Origin of the sequence: Dyadobacter sp. CY312 (assembly GCF_021390535.1) — a bacterium.
Classification (GTDB): domain Bacteria; phylum Bacteroidota; class Bacteroidia; order Cytophagales; family Spirosomataceae; genus Dyadobacter.
The window spans coordinates 1-18,332 of sequence record NZ_JAJUXG010000007.1 but is presented as its reverse complement, the minus strand read 5'-3'; the positions used below and the strand labels follow the sequence as shown (position 1 = coordinate 18,332).

The 18,332-nt window shown below is 41.8% G+C and carries 20 protein-coding genes; 9 read left to right on the top strand and 11 right to left on the bottom strand.

Annotated features, from left to right (window positions below):
• The first annotated feature begins 1 nt into the window (after position 1).
• Entirely contained in the window at positions 2-1,510 is a 1,509-nt protein-coding gene (locus LZG71_RS09850; RefSeq protein ID WP_233819877.1) for a hypothetical protein, read from the top strand.
• A gap of 66 nt (positions 1,511-1,576) precedes the next feature.
• Here LZG71_RS09850 and rpmA read toward each other — a convergent pair whose 3' ends face one another.
• Positions 1,577-1,852: a 50S ribosomal protein L27 gene (rpmA, locus tag LZG71_RS09845; protein WP_233819875.1), complete on the bottom strand. Its 276-nt coding sequence runs from the start codon at positions 1,850-1,852 to the stop codon at positions 1,577-1,579.
• Between the two features lie 76 nt (positions 1,853-1,928).
• A complete protein-coding gene (gene rplU / locus LZG71_RS09840) occupies positions 1,929-2,240 on the bottom strand; it encodes a 50S ribosomal protein L21 (protein WP_233819867.1) in 312 nt (103 codons plus the stop codon).
• A 354-nt stretch (positions 2,241-2,594) separates the two neighbouring features.
• Here rplU and LZG71_RS09835 point away from each other — a divergent pair, with 354 nt between their 5' ends.
• The 7 genes from LZG71_RS09835 (at position 2,595) to LZG71_RS09805 (ending at position 6,814) form a co-directional block, all read left to right on the top strand.
• Positions 2,595-3,251: a thioredoxin family protein gene (locus tag LZG71_RS09835; protein ID WP_233819865.1), complete on the top strand. Its 657-nt coding sequence runs from the start codon at positions 2,595-2,597 to the stop codon at positions 3,249-3,251.
• A gap of 24 nt (positions 3,252-3,275) precedes the next feature.
• Positions 3,276-4,178, top strand: coding sequence for an SMP-30/gluconolactonase/LRE family protein (locus tag LZG71_RS09830; protein WP_233819864.1), 903 nt, complete (start codon positions 3,276-3,278; stop codon positions 4,176-4,178).
• Positions 4,179-4,292: 114 nt separating this feature from the next.
• The gene (locus LZG71_RS09825) at positions 4,293-4,979 is read left to right on the top strand and encodes a DUF1361 domain-containing protein (RefSeq protein ID WP_233819863.1); all 687 of its coding nucleotides are present in this window, start codon (positions 4,293-4,295) and stop codon (positions 4,977-4,979) included.
• Complete coding sequence (locus LZG71_RS09820; protein WP_233819862.1) at positions 4,954-5,340, top strand: diacylglycerol kinase family protein; 387 nt, start codon at positions 4,954-4,956, stop codon at positions 5,338-5,340. The genes LZG71_RS09825 and LZG71_RS09820 overlap by 26 nt, the downstream gene beginning before the upstream one ends.
• Before the next feature lie 43 nt (positions 5,341-5,383).
• Entirely contained in the window at positions 5,384-6,034 is a 651-nt protein-coding gene (locus LZG71_RS09815; RefSeq protein WP_233819861.1) for a hypothetical protein, read from the top strand.
• On the top strand, positions 6,031-6,486 hold the full coding sequence (locus tag LZG71_RS09810) for a hypothetical protein (RefSeq protein WP_233819860.1): 456 nt from the start codon (positions 6,031-6,033) through the stop codon (positions 6,484-6,486). Before LZG71_RS09815 ends, LZG71_RS09810 begins: the two co-directional genes overlap by 4 nt.
• 31 nt (positions 6,487-6,517) lie before the next feature.
• On the top strand, positions 6,518-6,814 hold the full coding sequence (locus LZG71_RS09805; protein ID WP_233819858.1) for a transcriptional regulator: 297 nt from the start codon (positions 6,518-6,520) through the stop codon (positions 6,812-6,814).
• A 269-nt stretch (positions 6,815-7,083) separates the two neighbouring features.
• Here the strand turns inward: LZG71_RS09805 and LZG71_RS09800 are convergent, their stop codons facing one another.
• A complete protein-coding gene (locus LZG71_RS09800) occupies positions 7,084-7,584 on the bottom strand; it encodes a DUF2911 domain-containing protein (protein ID WP_233819857.1) in 501 nt (166 codons plus the stop codon).
• A gap of 121 nt (positions 7,585-7,705) precedes the next feature.
• Between LZG71_RS09800 and recG the strand changes: the two genes are divergently transcribed.
• Positions 7,706-9,823, top strand: coding sequence for an ATP-dependent DNA helicase RecG (recG, locus tag LZG71_RS09795; protein ID WP_233819855.1), 2,118 nt, complete (start codon positions 7,706-7,708; stop codon positions 9,821-9,823).
• 71 nt (positions 9,824-9,894) lie between these two features.
• Here the strand turns inward: recG and LZG71_RS09790 are convergent, their stop codons facing one another.
• The 8 genes from LZG71_RS09790 to LZG71_RS09755 form a co-directional block, all read right to left on the bottom strand.
• Positions 9,895-11,241 carry an FGGY-family carbohydrate kinase gene (locus LZG71_RS09790; protein WP_233819853.1) on the bottom strand — a complete coding sequence of 449 codons (1,347 nt, stop codon included), beginning with the start codon at positions 11,239-11,241 and terminating at the stop codon, positions 9,895-9,897.
• 133 nt (positions 11,242-11,374) lie between these two features.
• On the bottom strand, positions 11,375-12,070 hold the full coding sequence (locus LZG71_RS09785) for a GDSL-type esterase/lipase family protein (RefSeq protein WP_233819851.1): 696 nt from the start codon (positions 12,068-12,070) through the stop codon (positions 11,375-11,377).
• 86 nt (positions 12,071-12,156) lie between these two features.
• Positions 12,157-12,849 (bottom strand): hypothetical protein, encoded by a 693-nt coding sequence (locus LZG71_RS09780; protein ID WP_233819840.1) that lies wholly within the window; start codon positions 12,847-12,849, stop codon positions 12,157-12,159.
• An 11-nt stretch (positions 12,850-12,860) separates the two neighbouring features.
• Positions 12,861-13,508 (bottom strand): cell division cycle 123 family protein, encoded by a 648-nt coding sequence (locus LZG71_RS09775; RefSeq protein WP_233819838.1) that lies wholly within the window; start codon positions 13,506-13,508, stop codon positions 12,861-12,863.
• 260 nt (positions 13,509-13,768) lie between these two features.
• The gene (locus LZG71_RS09770; protein WP_233819836.1) at positions 13,769-15,079 is read right to left on the bottom strand and encodes a TolC family protein; all 1,311 of its coding nucleotides are present in this window, start codon (positions 15,077-15,079) and stop codon (positions 13,769-13,771) included.
• A gap of 28 nt (positions 15,080-15,107) precedes the next feature.
• Complete coding sequence (locus LZG71_RS09765) at positions 15,108-15,770, bottom strand: ABC transporter ATP-binding protein (RefSeq protein WP_233819834.1); 663 nt, start codon at positions 15,768-15,770, stop codon at positions 15,108-15,110.
• A gap of 250 nt (positions 15,771-16,020) precedes the next feature.
• Positions 16,021-17,211, bottom strand: a complete 1,191-nt coding sequence (locus LZG71_RS09760; protein ID WP_233819832.1) for a threonine synthase — start codon at positions 17,209-17,211, stop codon at positions 16,021-16,023.
• 78 nt (positions 17,212-17,289) lie between these two features.
• Positions 17,290-18,189: a LysR family transcriptional regulator gene (locus tag LZG71_RS09755; RefSeq protein WP_233819830.1), complete on the bottom strand. Its 900-nt coding sequence runs from the start codon at positions 18,187-18,189 to the stop codon at positions 17,290-17,292.
• Positions 18,190-18,332: the final 143 nt, after the last annotated feature.

Genomic DNA, 18,332 nt, shown 5'->3' with positions numbered 1-18,332 from the left:
AGTGGAAGATAAAGAGAAACATATCAATCAGAAACCAGACGACAAATATCCGGCGCCAGACGTTCCGGTAAAAGACGCATGGGCTCAAATGAAGGATATGCTTGATACGGAACTTCCTGACGGCAGCCCCACACCAGAGAAAACCAACTTTTTAACAAAATCCTGGAAATTCCTTTCTGTATTGGTGATACTGCTTTGTTTGCTATTGTCTGTGTTTTATAAAACGTCAAAAAATAGCTTACCAGAAATTACATCACAGTCTGCAACAGTGCATGCAGATGAACTCAAATCACCTCAAAAAACGAGTAGCGACCAAGGTCATGCACATGTAACACCTGATTCCAATTCGGCAATAATAGCGAAGGATGAAAGAGAAGCCTCAAAACTTAGCCAACAATCTGACGTAAAGGAAAGCTCTCCCAATACAATTTTGGATAAATCGCAACCAACAGATATTACCAGGAGTAGCAATTTCTTAAGAGAAAATAACAGAGCGAAATCCGGAAGTGCGACTGCGGAGGAAGTAAAACTGAATAAAAACAACCGAACGGCTATTTTATCTAAACGCAACAAAGGCTATTTAAACAAACAATATTTTAAACAAAGTACTGATTACGATCAAGTTACCAATACAACCCGATTTAAAAGCACCAGAGATTTTCAATTGCAACCAGATCGTACGGCTGTAAGTGATCGTAAAAATTTTAAGTCTGACAACCTGTACAATGTCAATTTTATAACCGGCAGAAATCTCAATTTCTCAACAAATGTTTTAAAAAATACCTTTGCAGGTATTGAGATTGCGATACCTGCACTTGCTCCAACCGGGAGTCAGTCTTCTGCAACGAGAAATAGCAGTCAGATCCTGAAAAATATCCACTTTGGGCTTCAATGGAATGCCGTGATTCCCATGAATGGTTTCGAAAACTATTTCAAAAATACTGATGGTGAAAATCGTTATTACACGCCATTAATACCAGGATTGTGGATCAGTAAAGAATTTAAAGATGGCAATGAGCTCTTGTTGAAACTTTCAGCCTACCAGCAATATTTCGCTAACAATAAAGAAGTGAATTCCTCTTTGGTGTACCTCGCCGACTCTACATACATTTCCAGATCAACTGCTCTGATCAAAATTATCGGGATGAGTGCTGCAATTCAGTACAATTTTAAAATATCGGATCACTGGTCTTTGGGTGTAGGTGTTCAATCGTCCCTGCAACAAAAAGCCCTGCTCAGCACCCGGAGCGAACATTACGCGATCGACAGCCTCTCAATTCCCAAGTTGTTATCAATAACAGATTCTCTCTCCGGAATAAAACACTCGTCGGATCAGTGGCAGTATATGAGTAACTATCACATTGCCGGCAATGCAGAAATTATCTATAATTGGCATCGTTTTCAACTTGGTATGGGCGTTGTTATACCCTTCAAAAGTATGACCAACACCAGTTATGCAAGGCTTCGTCCTTTGAGCGGACAGGTGAGTTTCAGGTGGAGGATAAGATAAATACTAAAACAGCAAAAAGCCCGTCGGAAATCCGACGGGCTTTTTGTAACTAAATAATTCTTCTGACTACGCTTCTGCAACTTCCGCAGCGATAGGCTCAATATGAACAAATGACTTATCGTCACGAGTCTTACGGAACACAACGTGTCCGGCAGTCAAAGCAAACAAAGTATGGTCACGACCGATACCTACATTTTTGCCCGGGTTGTGTTTTGTTCCACGCTGACGAACAAGAATGTTACCAGCTTTAGCCAATTCACCACCGAATAATTTTACTCCAAGACGCTTGCTTTCCGATTCACGTCCGTTTCGCGAGCTACCTACACCTTTCTTATGTGCCATGATATCTTAACTTAATTGATAATCTAATGATTTAACAGGATGATCTGGCTACATACCAAGACCACTAACTTTAAAATTATGCTACTATTTCGTCAATGCTGATCTTAGTCAAATACTGACGGTGACCGTTCTTAACTTTGTAACCTTTACGTCTTTTCTTTTTGAAGACGATTACCTTTTCACCTTTAAGGTGTTCAAGTACAGTTACTTTTACAGAAGCGCCTGCTACTGTAGGAAGACCTACCTGTACTGTGCCTTCGTTATCAACGAGAAGGACTTTGTCAAATACAAGTGCAGCGTTCACGTCACCTTCAAGCCTATGCGTGAAGATTTCGAGACCCTTTTCAACTTTAAATTGCTGACCTGCGATTTCTACGATTGCGTACATGTTAATTAATTATTGGTATACTGCTTTCAAAATTTGAGGTGCAAAGATAGATAGATATCCACAGAATCACAACGGTTTATCCTGAATATTTTAATAGACTCTGCATATAATATTTCATGTCTCATTTTTGATCCGTGAGCGAGATATAGTAACGTCCGAAAAACTGGTTGGCCATGAGGTCGATTTTTTCAAGGAGGAAATTTAGGTAAAGTGATGTAACCTGCTACCTTTATATGACGACAACAAAAACAGATTAACGGATCTATTCCGCCCATTAACAAACCTTAACTATAGAAATGGTTACCTTTATATCAATTAACGTCTTGACGATAAATGAACGATACTAATAAAAAAATGAAAATATATCTGTGGCTTTCGATCGTGCTTCTTACAGGAGTTGCAGCGGTGGCGGCAACAATCAAGATTGGTGCAGACGAAGAAACGCTTGAAACAGCACAAAAGCCCAACGGCTATCAAATAGGCGATGCAGTAGCCAATTTCAGTTTGAAGAATGTGAACGGCAGCACGCTTTCTTTAACCGATTATGGTAGTAGCAAAGGCGTTATTGTGATATTTACAAGTAATCATTGCCCTTTCGCAAAAGCGTATGAAGACCGGATCATTGCTTTAAACAATAAATATGCGTCACAGGGTTTTCCTGTTATTGCCATTAACCCAAGCGACCCGACTACACAACTCGACGACACATTTGAAAAAATGAAGGAGCGTGCTGGTTCAAAAGGTTACTCACACCCTTACCTCGCCGACGACACGCAGCAAACTGCGAAAGCATTCGGAGCACTACGAATGCCGCAAGCTTACGTTCTTCAAAAAACGGGCTCTTCGTTTACTGTTAAATATATCGGAATGATCGACGATAATCCTCAGGATCCGTCTGGTGCAAGTAAATTTTACGTGGACGAAGCAGTAAATAATATTTTAGGAGGCAAGCCCGTGGTTACTACCATCACCAAGCCTATTGGCTGCGCCATTAAGTGGAAAAACCAGTAAGCAGCAACAACCCAGCCAACGTCTATGTTAAGATTTGTATCGTTTCTCTGCATTATTACTGGCATATTTTCATATGCCCATGCACAAACGTCAAGTAAAAAATTCTCGGCAGAAGGTGAATTCACCAGCAATTGTGAAGGACCGGCAGTGGATGACGATGGAAACGTTTATGCAGTCAACTTTGCAAGAGACGGCACCATTGCAATTATAAACAAAAAGGGGAAGACCGGATTTTTCGTAACACTCCCGAAAGGAAGTACCGGAAACGGCATCCGTTTTGCAGATAGAACCACATTTTTTGTAGCGGATTTCACAGGACACAATATTCTTAAAGTGAATCTGATTACCAAAGACATTTCCGTGTTTGCCAATGAACCAAAAATGAATCAACCCAATGATCTGGCTATCACAGCCAAGGGACTCATTTTCTGTTCCGACCCCAACTGGAAAGAAGGTACCGGGCAAATATGGCTGGTTTCACCTGATGGAAAAGCCAGTCTCGCTGCTGAAAACATGGGCACTACAAATGGAATTGACATAAGCCCCGACGAAAAAACTCTGTATGTCAACGAAAGTGTACAACGCAACGTTTGGGCCTTTGATCTTTCCCCGGACGGAAAATTATCTAACAAAAGACTCTTACACCAGTTTGCCGATGGAGGACTGGATGGTATGCGCTCGGACATACAGGGAAATCTTTACATTGCCCGTCATGGAAAAGGAGAAGTTGCTGTATTATCTCCCGAAGGCAAGGTTATCCAAACCATACAGACCATTGGCAAAAAAGTCAGCAACATCTGTTTTGGTGGAAAAAATGGCAAAACATGCTATATCACCATGCAGGATCGCGGTTGCCTTGAAATCTTTAAAGCCGAAACGGCGGGTCGGGAATGGGCCATGATGAAAGCCTTTCCACAGTTAAAGTAACATACGGTCTCTCACACCTTCTCAATTCTATCCCTTTCTAATTTGCATCAACCTATTTGTTAGATAAAATATTTCCATTTACTTTGCACTTCAAAGTACTTTAAATAAATTATTATGATCGTTACGAAGGCACTTGACTATCTGAGAAACAACGAGCGTATCGCATTACTTGCCGTTGTATCCGCCGCATCGGTTGCACTTTTATTTATCCGGTTTCTTGGCACCGAAAACCTCGGTTTTATATTCATGATATGGAATTTATTCCTGGCCTGGGTTCCATTGTTATTTATAAAGTGGGTGTGGGAACAAGAAAAGGTACACCCCTCCCCGCTTTTCATGCTGGGAATTTATCTCACTGTGTGGCTTTTATTCTTCCCGAATGCCCCGTACCTCATTACCGACATCAAGCATCTCAGAGGAGTTTCCGAGCAAATGATCTGGTTCGACAGCCTCATGTTGTTTCTTTTTGCATTCTCAGGATTCACCACTGGTTTATATTCCATCCGCATTGTATTTCGCATTCTGAATCACCGCTGGAACGCTAAAACTGCGTGGATGGTAATTACTGTATCTATGATACTCAGCGGTTTCGGCGTTTACCTGGGTCGTTATGGACGATGGAACAGCTGGGATATTATCACACAGCCCGGCGCTCTGATGCGGGGCATCATCAGTAGTTTGCAGGATCCGCTGGCTATAAAACATACTTTTGCGTTTTCGTTCGTGCTGATGTTGTTGTACTTTGCGTTCCATTTTTTTGCAGAATCCAAAGAACATGAACCGTCCCGTAAATATTCGTAAGGCCATACGCAGCTTCCGGTTCGCAGGAATGGGAGTTTACAGTCTGTTCCGATACGAGAACAACGCAAGGATACACCTGATAGCCTGTTTGCTCGTAATTGTTGCCGGAATATTCTTTCGCATCTCTGTTACCGAATGGTGCATCATTGTAATCCAGATCGGATTGGTATGGTCGGCAGAAGCAGTAAATACAGCTATTGAAAAACTTGCGGATGTGGTATCACCAGGTTATCATCCAGCCATTAAAGATGTGAAAGATATTGCAGCTGCCGGCGTTCTCATTCTTGCAGGCTCAGCTGTGATCGTTGGCAGCATTATATTTATACCGAAACTCTTAACAATGTGCGGAATAAGCATTTAATCCGTAACACTTATTTCTATAACCCGTTCAGCATCTGCTCAGTATGTCATCAAATCAGGAATCCTTAAACACATTGAACGAGATCCGCGACCTGATGGAACGTTCATCCAAGTTTTTATCTCTCAGCGGTCTAAGTGGTGTTTTTGCAGGTATTTTTGCACTTATTGGTTCAATAGCGGCTTTCGTTCGTTTCAAAACCGATTTCTATACCCCAACAATATCTTCTTCCGGGAGTTTCTCCAATGAGGACGTAATTTCATTTTTGCTGATCGACGGACTGCTTGTACTCACTTTTTCACTTGCGTCAGGAATTCTCTTTACCGTAAGAAAGGCACGAAAGCGTAGACTTCAAATATGGAACAGCAGTTCCAGGCGGTTACTGGTGAGTATGTTTATACCGCTGGCTGCCGGAGGTATATTTTGTCTTGCGATGCTGCATTACGGGTATATCTGGTTGGTTTTCCCGGTAACGCTTCTTTTTTACGGATTAGCTCTGGTAAATGCAAGCCGGTTTACTTATCCTGAGGTTTTCTATCTGGGCATTTCCGAAATCGTCCTGGGCTGTATCGCACTTTTCCTTACCGGCTATTCACTTGTTTTCTGGGCAATAGGTTTTGGATTGCTGCATATTATTTATGGCGCAACGATGTACAATAAATATGATCGGGAAGTAATTACTAAAACAATACAATGAAAGGACTTTCAATACTGATTGCTTTATTAGTACTCTCGCTTGCAGGACACGGCCAGACGGTATCGGACACATTGGGTACATCTCTCAAAAAATGGTACGATAAGGAAACCATTTATCTTCAGGGAGGAAATGGTTTTGTCAAAAATAACATGCTTTACAGAGGACAAAAAGCATTAAAAAATGAATTTGCAATTTCGGAAGGTGGTTTACAATTATACCTTAAGTCCAAAAGAACACGTAATATTGCACTGGTGATATCTCTTGCAGGATCTGCCGGCACTATTGCTTCCCTTATTTCGGGGAACAGGGATAATTTGAAAAAATTCTTTTGGGTTTCACTTGGCACAGGCTTGGTTTCATCAGTAGTAACAATGCAGGCTAATAATCAACGCGACCAGGCTGTATGGCTTCGTAACCGCGATGCCATGTTTTTAATAGATGCAGACAGGTAACAGGATTCAGGGACTTAAACCCTGGTTATGAATGGATTGGTTAGAAAATTTTAATAAAGTACTGGAAAGTAAAATAAGGCTCGGACTGATGTCAGTTTTGGTTGTGAATGAATCATTGAGCTTCAACGAACTCAAGGAATTATTGCAACTCACGGACGGAAACCTGGCCTCGCACCTCCGCGCATTGGAGGAGGCGGGTTATGTGGAAGTACAAAAACAATTCTCAGGAAGAAAACCACTTACGACTTATAAATCCACAAACACCGGTCAAAAGGCATTCGCAAGCCACCTTCAGGTTTTGGAAAATATGATCAGGCAGAATTTGTAGAAATGAGAAGTTAGGGGAGTTAAAGAAGTTATGAAGTTAGTCCCAATCTGTACGCTTTTTAGCGGGCCATGCTAGCCGGACTGAATGGTGGGAAAGAGAAGTTATTAGGAGTTAAGGAAGTTACTGGAATCTATTGGGGTTAAGAAAATAAGAAGACGGATACTGGCGTCCCAATTGGACTTACCGGTATCCGTCTTCCTTTTCTGGACTCTGATCGAAACGATCTTTAAAATCGGCCGACCTGTAATCTTTTAGCTAAAAGCCAAACGCTAGAATTTCACAGGAACAGAAAACCCTTCTTTATCCCACTGAAAATCAACAGATTTATCACTCACTTTGAATGTCAGTTTTTCTTCAGAAGTTGAATACTTTTTAGCAGGAACAGTTACTTTAAGTACATCGCTGCCTTTGTTTTTATCATATTCAAAAGCACCCGATTGACCCAAAACACTGTTCAAAACGACAGTCCACTGTTTTTCACCAGGAATGGTGAAGAGACTGTATGTACCTGCTTTCACGCTTTTTCCTCCGAAAGTAGCATCTTTCTTAAAAGTGATTTCAGTCGACTTGTTAGCACCTGTTCTCCATATTTTGTCATACTTTTCAAGGCTTTGACTATCTTCTTTACCGAAAATCAATCTTCCTTTTTTAGATGGCTGCCCATAAGCAACACTTACATTTGTTCCCTCTGCAGTAATTCTTGGACTTTGTGCAAATGTTCCTGCAACAGCGATAACGGCGAACAACAGCGATAATAATGTGGTCTTCATAAAGATGGATAGAATTTAGTTAATTATTTTAGGAGTAAACGAAATACACAATTCAAAAGTTGTTAACATTCTCTGTTAACTTTAAAATATGCATTTAATAAAATCCACGTATTTTTGAAGAATGAGTAATGACAGTCCACCCGTACGTAACCAATTCTTCGATACACGCATCGAATTCCTCAAAGGTGTAGGTGCGCAAAAAGCAGCACTGCTAAATCAGGAACTCGGAATTTTTACATTTGGTGACCTCATCCAGCACTATCCTTACAGGCACGAAGACCGGACGATTTTTCATCGGATCAGTGATATTACGGAACAAATGCCCGCTGCACAGATCAGAGGCAGATTACGGGAATGGAGCATAACCGGCGAAGGACATAAAAAAAGATTAATCGCTTATTTCACCGACGGCACGGGAATATTGGAACTCGTATGGTTTCAGAGCATCGCGTGGTTTGAAAAAAATCTTCGTCCCAATACAGAATATATTGTTTACGGAAAACCAGTTGCCTTTGGCTCGCGGTGGAGCATTACTCACCCGGAAATAGATCTGATCACAGCTGAAAACGCTCAGGGTGGGTATTTTCAACCTGTATATTCGCTTACAGAAAAACTCCGCAGGAAATTTGTTGACAGCAAAGCCATTAGTAAAATGGTTAAAAATCTGCTGGAAATTTCCAGAGCACACATTCATGAGACCTTGCCTGCCAACCTTGTTCAGAAATACCGGATGGTATCCAAAGCCGATGCTGTATGGAATTTTCATTTGCCGCAAAGCCAGGCCTGGTTGCATCAGGCTCAGCGCCGGTTAAAATTCGAGGAGCTTTTTTATAACCAATTCCGATTGTTAAAAAATAAGCTTTTACATAAAACAGAGTTCCCTGGTCTGGTTTTCAATAATACTGCACTTGTTAAGGAGTTTTATGCCAATCATTTACCATTCAACCTCACCGGTTCGCAGGTAAAAGTGTTACAGGAAATTCATGACGATCTTAAAAAAGGCAAACAGATGAACCGCCTGCTCCATGGAGATGTGGGATCGGGGAAAACCATTGTAGCTTTCATCACAATGCTGTTTGCTTTGGACAATAATGCGCAGGCGTGTCTCATGGCTCCGACGGAAATCCTTGCCGATCAGCATTATCAGGGGCTTAAAAAGTTTGCCGATTCGTTGGGAATAAACATTGGCAAACTAACCGGCTCCACAAAAAAGAAAGAACGTGACATCATTCACAAAGAACTGCTCGACGGTTCCATGCAGATCATTGTAGGTACACACGCACTCATTGAGGATATTGTTCAATTTCAAAATCTGGGATTGTGTATCATTGACGAACAGCACAGGTTTGGCGTTGCACAGCGCTCAAAATTATGGGCAAAAAATGCGAGGATCAACCCGCACATTCTGGTGATGACAGCCACACCTATTCCCAGAACGTTGGCAATGACACTCTATGGTGATCTTGACATTTCGGCAATCACCGAACTCCCGGCCGGAAGAAAACCGATTAAAACGGTTCACCGCTATGATGCACACCGACTTTCGGTGTTTGGCTTTTTGAAAGAAGAAATTGCGAAAGGAAGGCAGATATACATGGTGTATCCGCTTATTGAAGAATCCGAAAAAATGGATCTCAAAGACCTTATGGATGGATTTGAAAGTGTGTCCCGCGCTTTCCCGGACGTACCACTCAGCATACTGCACGGCAAGATGAAATCCAAAGACAAGGATTTTGAGATGCAGCGGTTCGTTCGTGCGGAAACCAAAATTATGGTAGCTACTACTGTGATCGAGGTTGGGGTAAATGTGCCTAATGCTTCTGTAATGGTGATCGAAAATGCAGAACGATTCGGATTGTCGCAGCTGCACCAGCTTCGGGGACGGGTTGGTCGTGGAGCAGAACAATCGTATTGCATCCTGATGACGGACTATAAGATCAGTAAGGACACCCGTCTTCGTATCGAAACGATGTGCCGTACCAATGATGGATTTGAAATTGCAGAAGTGGATCTGCAACTGCGCGGACCGGGTGACATCACCGGAACCCAGCAAAGCGGACTAATGGATTTACTTATCGCAAACCTTGCACAGGATGGAGAGATTTTGAAGGTTGCCCGGCAGTCGGTGGAGGCAATATTAAATTCGGATCCGGATCTGGATCAAACCGAAAATCTTCCTATAAAAGTGCACTTAAGCAAGATCAAAAAAGAGCAGACAAATTGGAGCCGTATTGGCTAAACTTTTAACAAAATCGGCCCAATCAATGCCCCCGTAGGGTTTCGATTGAGCCGACCCTCAAATACCTCCCCCTACTCAACACTAATCTCTCGTATATCTCCTGAGAATTCAAAAGTCTGCGGGCGTGTTACATGCAGTGCGGCACCCAGCGAAGTTGCATATGGCAGATCTGTGGCGTACACAGAGTGATTTGGGAAATTACGGGCGATGAGTTTTGCAAAAATTTCATTTTTAGCAAAACCTCCATCTATGTAAATGGACTTCACATCATTGATACCAACCAATTGAAGTGATACAGCCAGCATGTCAGTGAGTCCTTTCAAAAGATGGTGATAGGCTGATTCTGCGGTAGCAAAAGCACTCACCTGCCACTCTTTTGTATTGGCTTCCGGAAAGGGGCCGTTACCTGTCATGCAAGCCGAATAAAACGGTGGAGCATCTGCTTTCAAAAGCTCGGAATTGAATTTCACTTTTTTGTAAAAATCAGATTCAACTCTGAAATATTCTGCAATTCTTGCAGTCTGGAAATCATGCTCACGTCCAAGGAACAAACGCGATGCTGTCACTCCGCTACCTTCCGGTGTCAGGTAGTTCATGCAATCACGTTCGAGCTGGTAATAAGTCAGTGGCTTGGCCGAGAATGAATTAAAATTGATACACCAGGTTCCTGTTGACAAAAGCACAAAAGGTTTTTTAACCGCCATACGGTAAGGAACCAGTGCCGAAGAACTATCGTGCAAACCGAATCCTGACTGGATTCCTTTTTCACCATGACGATAAATAAAGGACGAAGATGCCAGTACCGGTGCGAATTTCTTGTGAATACCTTCTGCTTTTACCCATTCGTGATAATCCCACATTTCGAAACTCCAAAGCGCGGTGTGGCATCCCAGAGAGGTGTAATCACTTACTTTACGGTTGGTAAGCAGATACAGAATGTATTGCGGAAGGTGTAATGTTGTAACTATCTGCTTGTAAACCTCAGGCTTGGTGTATTTGAGCCAGTACATTTGCATACCAGAATTCAGCATTCCCATGGATGGCGAGCCTGTCTGTAAGGACAAGCGGGTCGGATCACCGTAGGTACTGTAAAACTGTTTGAGCAAATCATCCGGAAAAGGCTTCAAATAAGAATAAAGCGGCGTAAGTGGTTTGTTGGCAGCATCCAGATGCACCAGGCTCGCGCCATATGCAGCCACGTTTACAGCCTTGATGTCGTACTTGGGATCGTTTAGCAGATCTTTCCACCGATCCTGCACCCACCTGGTCAATAGCTCGATGTCCTCCGTCGGGAATCCATCTTCATCCGTTGTTTCCGGAAGAGACTCTGAGAATTCCTCTATAATCTGATGATTCTCATCAAAAAGTACATATTTCTTATTGGTCCTGCCAATGTCAAAAACCGCCGTTACTTTCATTATTTGAATGCTATATCACTTATTAATTCCCAAATGTATTTTTTGGTCAATATAGTGACTTTACTTTGAAACCTATACCCTTAATCCCACTTTTTCAAATCTACCGGCGCCGGAACGCAATTGTTTCTTTTCTCTACACCGTTTTTTCAAGAACGGGCTTGAAAATTTTTGTCCACCGGCGATATCCTTCTTCGTTCATATGCAAACTATCTTTCAGAAATATGCTTGGATCCGGGCGACCATCTTTCAGCATCACAGGCCAGACATCGATGTAATCGTGTTTTTTGTCGCTTTTGATAAATTCCTGAATCAATTTATTGGCTTTGATAACATCCTCACGTTTTGCCCATCTGGAAGGCGAAGGTTTTAATGAAACGCCATAAAGCCTTACGTCAGGTAATTTTTCACGCACAAGTTTCGTCAGTGCAACATAAGCATCACGCACCTGCTCCGGCGATTTTTTCTTTTCTCCGAACATATCGTTCTCGCAATAAATCACGATGGTTTTAGGCTTGTATTTGGTGATCGCCCGATCGGCGTAAAAGATCACTTCCGGAAATGTGGAGCCGCCAAAACCACGGTTTATAATAGGCAACGGAGCCAGATCATTCGCTGCCTGTTTCCAGTTCGTAAATGACGAACTTCCTGTAAAAACAATACCTCCCTCAGCAGGCATTTTCTCCGCATCCATTTTTTCAAAAGCAATAATAGAATTTTCGGAGCGATCTACCTTATAATCCGGCTCCCAGGGAGCATCCAGTGAAGCAAAGTTGGGTTTATGACAAGCACCTAACCCGGCAAAAAGTATTACAAAAAGGTATTTTTTCATTTCAAAAAAAGACTGTGAATACACCAAGAAGGCGCATTCACAGTCTTTATAACTTACTTTTCTAATATATTTCTATTGCGTGACATCTACCGGTTGTAAAAGTAGCGCACACCTAAGCCTACGCTGGGAAGATTGATACCGGGATTAAATTGATATTTCAGTTCATTTCGCTTAAAACCTGCGTCAATATTACTAAGCGCTTTATATTTAGCAAAAACGTATTCTACGGAAATTGGGTTGGCAAAAGCTAAACTTGCAGTAGCCCACCATTTATCCGAAAATTTGTAATACACGCCGGCAGCCAGGCCTAAAGAAAGATTAATCTGATTTCTTTTAACATCATAAAAAAAGGTTCCTCCCTGATTGTCAAGTTCTTTGGATGCACTAAAACCCAGATTTACACCCGGTCCAGCAAAAATTCCTACATTATTGTTAAAATGCTTGTAGAATTGCCAAAAGCGCCCTACTCCAACACCAACTCGGTTAATTCCTTTACGCTCAATAGGTATTCCTGTGTCGTCAAGTTGATAGAAATTTTTAGCTCCTGAAAGTGAAGTGCTCAGGTTCCACCCCGTAGCCCTGGTTTCCGATTGGAATTTGCCAAGCGAAATATCAAAGTTGTAACCGTAGTTATTCACTGATCTGTCATTATTAAGATCCGAATTATTAAAATTAACTGCTGCTTCACCACCAATATATTGCTTACCGGTAAACTGTGCTTTTAAAATTCCACTCACGCCGAAAATCGAAATGCAGGTTAGAATAAATATCTTTTTCATATGATCTAATATTATTGCTTTTTGAAATACCATGAAGCTCTCACCGACAAATAGCTGTTGAAATTGCTCGTAACACCTGAGCTAAAACTAAAATCTTGTCTATCGGCTAGATCTTTGTATCCAGCATTAAGCGAAAGCAAGTTAATGTCCGATTCCAGAGAGAAACGAGACGTAATCCAGTAAGCAATCCCTGGCTTGATATTCAAACCAACCGAAAAGCCATTTTCGGAATCATTAACAGTACCTATCTTGGTTTTGTTATTCAACCAGGCCACCTGTGCAGAGGAAGTCAGAAACATAGCCCATTTTGCTCCAAGTGGCATATAATGCCTTATATAAGGAGCCAAATAATAAGAATTATCGCTTCTGGTAAACTTGTCCGTACCACTCGGATTCTCAACTGAACCTTTGGTAATAGAGTTGCTTGTCCCAATTCCAATCCCTATAAGGCGATTGTCCTTGATAAACGTACCGAATTGCAGAGATGGATTTATATTAATAGTATGAATCTTGCTCCCAAGCGTACCCGGAGATTTCTGCCTGGTTCCATCGAAGCTAATTGTGCCACCAAAGTACTTTGTACCTTTTTCGAGCTGAGCTTTCACAGGAAAATGTAAAAGTGTACAGCCAAGTGCACTCAAAAGAAGATTTTTTAGCATATGTAAAATTATTTTGATAGTTGAGGCAAGATAACATCATTTTTGTAACCAGATAAAACATTTGCTTTTTTTAACATAAAATATAAAAAAAGAGACATCCCAAGCGAATGTCTCTAAGTATTACCGATACCAAAATTTAACCTAACTATCTTTTAAGCTGTCAGCTATGAGCTTATGGCTATTAGCAACTGCTTTTACTTCATTTCTATTTCAACAACAAGACTCTGACTTACAGCTAGTTACTAACAACCAACAGCCACTCAAAATACGCCGTCCCAATTTCCCTGCTGATAATATTGAAGCAGGCGCTGTTGCATCAGATATTCGTAGCGCGCCTGGATTGCATTTGCCTCGGCTTTGGCAAGATTTGCTTTCGCAAGGGAATATTCAAATACATTGGCGGTGCCTGCATTCAGCTTGCTTTCGACAACGGAGAAATTTGCAGCCAGTGATTCTGTCTGCCCCTGAGCGGCAGAAAACTTGTCCGTTGTAGTGTTCATATCCAGCACAGCCTGTTCTATTGCCTGACGCAGGATTTGTCCCGTGGTTTCTTCCAGATTTTGAGCAAGACGTTCCTGCACTTTGGCAAATTCGACACGCGGACGGGTTACCCATCGCCCCATGATCGGGATGTTGAGCCGGACATACATGGAACCGTTCCGGGTCGCGTTCATCTGTCCAAAATAATCGAGTTTTTTATTGGTAGAAGCGAAAAATGCACCAAAATCGCCTCCAAGTGTTAATGATGGAAAATTGTCAGCTTTGATCGCTTTTACCTGGTAGCCAAAACTTTTACGATACAGATCAGCACTTTTTGCTTCCGGAAAAGTTGTTTTTGCAAACTCATAAAGCCCTGCTGCCGTAACCTGTCCGCGAACATTCTCAACAGGTGTAAGTGGTTCGAGATCCAGGGTATCGTTGGCTGGTATATTGATCCGTTGAAACAGTGCCAAACGTGCCGTGCGATAATTATTTAAAGCCGTTACCTGTGCATATTTATCATTGGCAAGCTGCGCCTTTATCTCAAACAAAATATTGTTTCCAACCACGCCGGCGCTAACCTGCTTTTCAACACGATCTACCTGAATCTGTGACGATTCAACCTGTTGCCCTGCGGCTTCATATATCGCTTTGGTTGCCAATACATTCACATAACCCTGCATCAGCAACACAACCTGTCTGTTAAAAACAGCGGTTCTGTTTTCGACCGCCGATTCTTTCAATAACGTGTTCTGTCTGATCTGATTCTGCAACTTTCCGCCTTGAAAAACCGGCATCTGAAATCCTGCACCAACCGAACTGTAATTGTAAACCTGATCAATATACTCGTTGGTATACTGGTCAATACTTCGTCCAATGTTAATACTGTTGTTGAATCCGATTGAAATCTGAGGCAGTATCTGCGACCTGGTTTGTCTGAGCTGCGCCTCGGCAGACTCGGCCTGCAGGTTGCCCTCTTTATAAACAAGGTTATTTTTGGTAAGCATTTCTACGCAATCGCGCATACTTAGTCTGCTTTGTGCCTGCAATAATGTTGGCACACAGCAGATTAAAAGGAATATTTTTTTCATGGCTAATAGATATTTATTCTCAGGCTTCTTATGCTAACCATCCGTCTTTCAAGCGCACCACACGATTGCCGTAAGTCGCGTTTGATTCTGAATGCGTAACCTGAACGATGGTCACTTTGTCTTCTTTATTCAGTTTCTGAAACAATTCCATAATTTCCACAGCCTGTTCGGAGTGCAGATTCCCTGTTGGTTCATCAGCAAAAATCACTTTGGGATTGTGTACAATGGCCCTGGCAACGCCCACCAGCTGCTGCTGTCCGCCGGATAACTGGTGTGGGAAAAGGTCTTTTTTGGCGACCATATTAAAACGATCCAGGAGCTCGGCTACGCGACTTTTACGTTCTGACGAACCCGTTCCTTTGTAAAGCAATGGCGTTTCTATGTTTTCATAAACCGTCAGTTCATCGATCAAATGATAAGCCTGAAATACGAATCCAATGTGGTGACGGTGTAACTCTGTACGTTTCTTTTCGGTCAGCTTTTGAACGGGTTCATCCAAAAAAAGATACTCTCCTTCCGAAGGCTCTTCAAGCAAACCGAGGATATGTAGAAGCGTCGATTTCCCGGAACCCGACGGCCCCATAATCGAAACAAATTCCCCTTCTTTGATATTCAGATCAATGTGGCGTAAAACGTATGTTTTCCCAAAACCAGCCGGGTAATACTTTGAAATCTTTTCGAGCTTGATCATAAAATTTTGGTATAAATGAGATTGAAAAGCACAAGAACGTAGTCAATGCATTAAAATCAAAAAACCTGCGCTTCGCTACTCTATGCCACCAATATTTTAAAAAGCCTTGCCAGGAATACAATCAACTAACAATCAAATAGTTACAGTTATTGTTAAAAATAAAACCGTTCGGAATCGTACAAATGTGTACGGTATCGAACGGCTATTTTAATTGAAAAGGTTAATTGAAAGGAAGTCGTATTTTTATCAATTATTTAAAATTTTCGGCGTACTTGTAAGCACTTCCGGTATTGAGTAACAGAATCTTATCATCAGCACTAATCCATTTATTTTCAATGGCTTTGATCATGGCCGGAAGTAAGGCCCCTCCTTCCGGAGCAACAAACAAGCCTTCATTTTTTGCCAGAGATTTCGTACCAACCATCAACTCTTCTTCCGACACAGAAATTGCGTAGCCTTCTGATTCCTTCAAGACCTGAAAAATCTGTTTTTCGGCAAAAGGAAATGGAACAGCCAGACCATTTGCCACAGAAGCTTTTGCCCGATATCCTGCCGAACTTTCGTGTTTTCCTTCAAACGACCAAACAATTGGCTGACAATTCGCGGTCTGAACTGCGATCATTTTTGGAAATTTTCCGGTAATCCAGCCCGCTTCCTTCATTTCATGAAATGCCTTCCAGATGCCGATCAAACCCGTTCCTCCTCCCGTTGGATAAAAAATAACGTCTGGCAATTCCCAATTCATTTGCTCGGCTATCTCAAAACCCATCGTTTTTTTGCCTTCTAATCTATATGGCTCCTTCATTGTGGAAACATCAAAATAATCACCTTTTGACCTCATTTCCGCTACCACTTTCCCGCAATCACTGATCAGTCCATCCACCAGAATCAATTCTGCACCAAAATATTGGCATTCCAGTTTGAAGATTTCCGGAGTATGCCTTGGCATCACCACCGTTACGTCGATATTCGCTTTTGCACAATAAGCGGCTAATGCGCCACCAGCGTTTCCCGCAGTTGGCACGATACAGCGATTTATCCCAAGTTCTTTCATTTTTGAAACAGCTACGGCTTGTCCGCGCGCTTTGAAGGAACCAGTCGGATTGAGTGATTCATCTTTTAAAAACAGGTTTGGAATTTCAAGTTGTTTCCCCAAATTTTCAAGTTTGATAACAGGAGTCATCCCTTCTCCCAAACTGACTACGTTTTCAGGATTTAGAACCGGAAGAAATTCAAAATATCGCCAAAGCGAAGATACGCGGTCTTTCAAAACAGTTATATCAATGTTTTTCAACGAACCATATTTTGCATAAAGTGGCGATTTCCAACCTTCTTCATCGCTCGCGGAAAAAGTCTGGATTTCAAGATGGCTAAATTTCTTCTTACTGACAGCACATTCAAGGTGTGTGATGTGCGAGGTTAGCAGATCAGTTTTTATCATAACGTCTGGTATTTGCATAAACAAAATTAGAGTCATGAAAATACCAATGCAAATGCTATTTGAGCATACGCTATAACTTTAAGTTATGACATTAGAAGCAAACCGAACAAAAGCCTGGCTAAATGGATCATTTTCGGAACCGTGCCTTTGTATAAAAAAGAACTGTCTGCTGATATGTAGTCCATCAACAAAAACCTGTTTCAGCGTTCCGGCAGCAAGCTCCTTTTGTACTGAACGAAGTGGCAAAAAACCAATACAATCATCAACAATTAGAAAGTTCTTTAACGCTTCAGTACCACTAAGCGAGATATTATTCTTTAAATCAGAAAGCTTGAAATCCCGCTCTTCCAGTGCTGATTTGACAGAAGCCAAAGTACCTGATCCGCGTTCCCGCAAAGCCACCGGAAAGTTCCTGAGCTCATGTAAACCGATTGATTCCCGGTGCCAAAGTTCGCTTTTAGGCGAACAAACAACGATCACTTCATCAGACAAAAAATATTTATAACTAATTGAGGTTGTTTTGGTTTCACCTTCAATTATTCCAAGATCAATTTCATTTTTACTGAGTGCGGCCAAAACATTTTCAGAATTCCGGTTCAACAAAGTGATATGAACATTTGGATATTTTCGACGAAAAGCGGAAAGAATTTCTGGAATAATATAAAGCGTTACAGTTGTGCTGGCGCCAAGTCGCAATGCTCCTTTTGCATTATATTCGTCCTGCTGCGTACTTAGCTCGTACTCCAGCCGGATCTGAATTTCTCTGGCTTGCTGCAAATGTGACAGAAGAATTTGTCCCTGTGTTGTAAGTTTGATTCCTCCGCCAATTCTTTCAAATAAACTGGTTTTATACAGTTCTTCCAGCGCTTTGATATGCTTGCTTATGGCAGGCTGACTTAGATTAAGCACCTGGCTCGCTTTCGTAAAACTGAGCAGATTTGCAACTTCAAAAAAAACCTGATGTCGAAATGATAACATTGGGTTAACGCTAGGATGTTATTGCCCAAAGTTATCCATTCCTGCATAAATAGCAGGCTAATTTTTATGCTGTAATCGCGGATCCTTGAACTCTAAATGCCTCAACGAACCATCCTCCGGATTATCCAGCCAGAAATCGTAAA

Bases quoted from the DNA above. Each gene is read 5' to 3' on its own strand.
- rpmA (WP_233819875.1), bottom strand. From the start codon at position 1,852: ATGGCACATAAGAAAGGTGTAGGTAGCTCGCGAAACGGACGTGAATCG.
- rplU (WP_233819867.1), bottom strand. From the start codon at position 2,240: ATGTACGCAATCGTAGAAATCGCAGGTCAGCAATTTAAAGTTGAAAAG.
- LZG71_RS09835 (WP_233819865.1), top strand. From the start codon at position 2,595: ATGAAAATATATCTGTGGCTTTCGATCGTGCTTCTTACAGGAGTTGCA.
- LZG71_RS09830 (WP_233819864.1), top strand. From the start codon at position 3,276: ATGTTAAGATTTGTATCGTTTCTCTGCATTATTACTGGCATATTTTCA.
- LZG71_RS09825 (WP_233819863.1), top strand. From the start codon at position 4,293: ATGATCGTTACGAAGGCACTTGACTATCTGAGAAACAACGAGCGTATC.
- LZG71_RS09820 (WP_233819862.1), top strand. From the start codon at position 4,954: ATGAACCGTCCCGTAAATATTCGTAAGGCCATACGCAGCTTCCGGTTC.
- LZG71_RS09815 (WP_233819861.1), top strand. From the start codon at position 5,384: ATGTCATCAAATCAGGAATCCTTAAACACATTGAACGAGATCCGCGAC.
- LZG71_RS09810 (WP_233819860.1), top strand. From the start codon at position 6,031: ATGAAAGGACTTTCAATACTGATTGCTTTATTAGTACTCTCGCTTGCA.
- LZG71_RS09805 (WP_233819858.1), top strand. From the start codon at position 6,518: ATGGATTGGTTAGAAAATTTTAATAAAGTACTGGAAAGTAAAATAAGG.
- LZG71_RS09800 (WP_233819857.1), bottom strand. From the start codon at position 7,584: ATGAAGACCACATTATTATCGCTGTTGTTCGCCGTTATCGCTGTTGCA.
- recG (WP_233819855.1), top strand. From the start codon at position 7,706: ATGAGTAATGACAGTCCACCCGTACGTAACCAATTCTTCGATACACGC.
- LZG71_RS09790 (WP_233819853.1), bottom strand. From the start codon at position 11,241: ATGAAAGTAACGGCGGTTTTTGACATTGGCAGGACCAATAAGAAATAT.
- LZG71_RS09785 (WP_233819851.1), bottom strand. From the start codon at position 12,070: ATGAAAAAATACCTTTTTGTAATACTTTTTGCCGGGTTAGGTGCTTGT.
- LZG71_RS09780 (WP_233819840.1), bottom strand. From the start codon at position 12,849: ATGAAAAAGATATTTATTCTAACCTGCATTTCGATTTTCGGCGTGAGT.
- LZG71_RS09775 (WP_233819838.1), bottom strand. From the start codon at position 13,508: ATGCTAAAAAATCTTCTTTTGAGTGCACTTGGCTGTACACTTTTACAT.
- LZG71_RS09770 (WP_233819836.1), bottom strand. From the start codon at position 15,079: ATGAAAAAAATATTCCTTTTAATCTGCTGTGTGCCAACATTATTGCAG.
- LZG71_RS09765 (WP_233819834.1), bottom strand. From the start codon at position 15,770: ATGATCAAGCTCGAAAAGATTTCAAAGTATTACCCGGCTGGTTTTGGG.
- LZG71_RS09760 (WP_233819832.1), bottom strand. From the start codon at position 17,211: ATGATAAAAACTGATCTGCTAACCTCGCACATCACACACCTTGAATGT.
- LZG71_RS09755 (WP_233819830.1), bottom strand. From the start codon at position 18,189: ATGTTATCATTTCGACATCAGGTTTTTTTTGAAGTTGCAAATCTGCTC.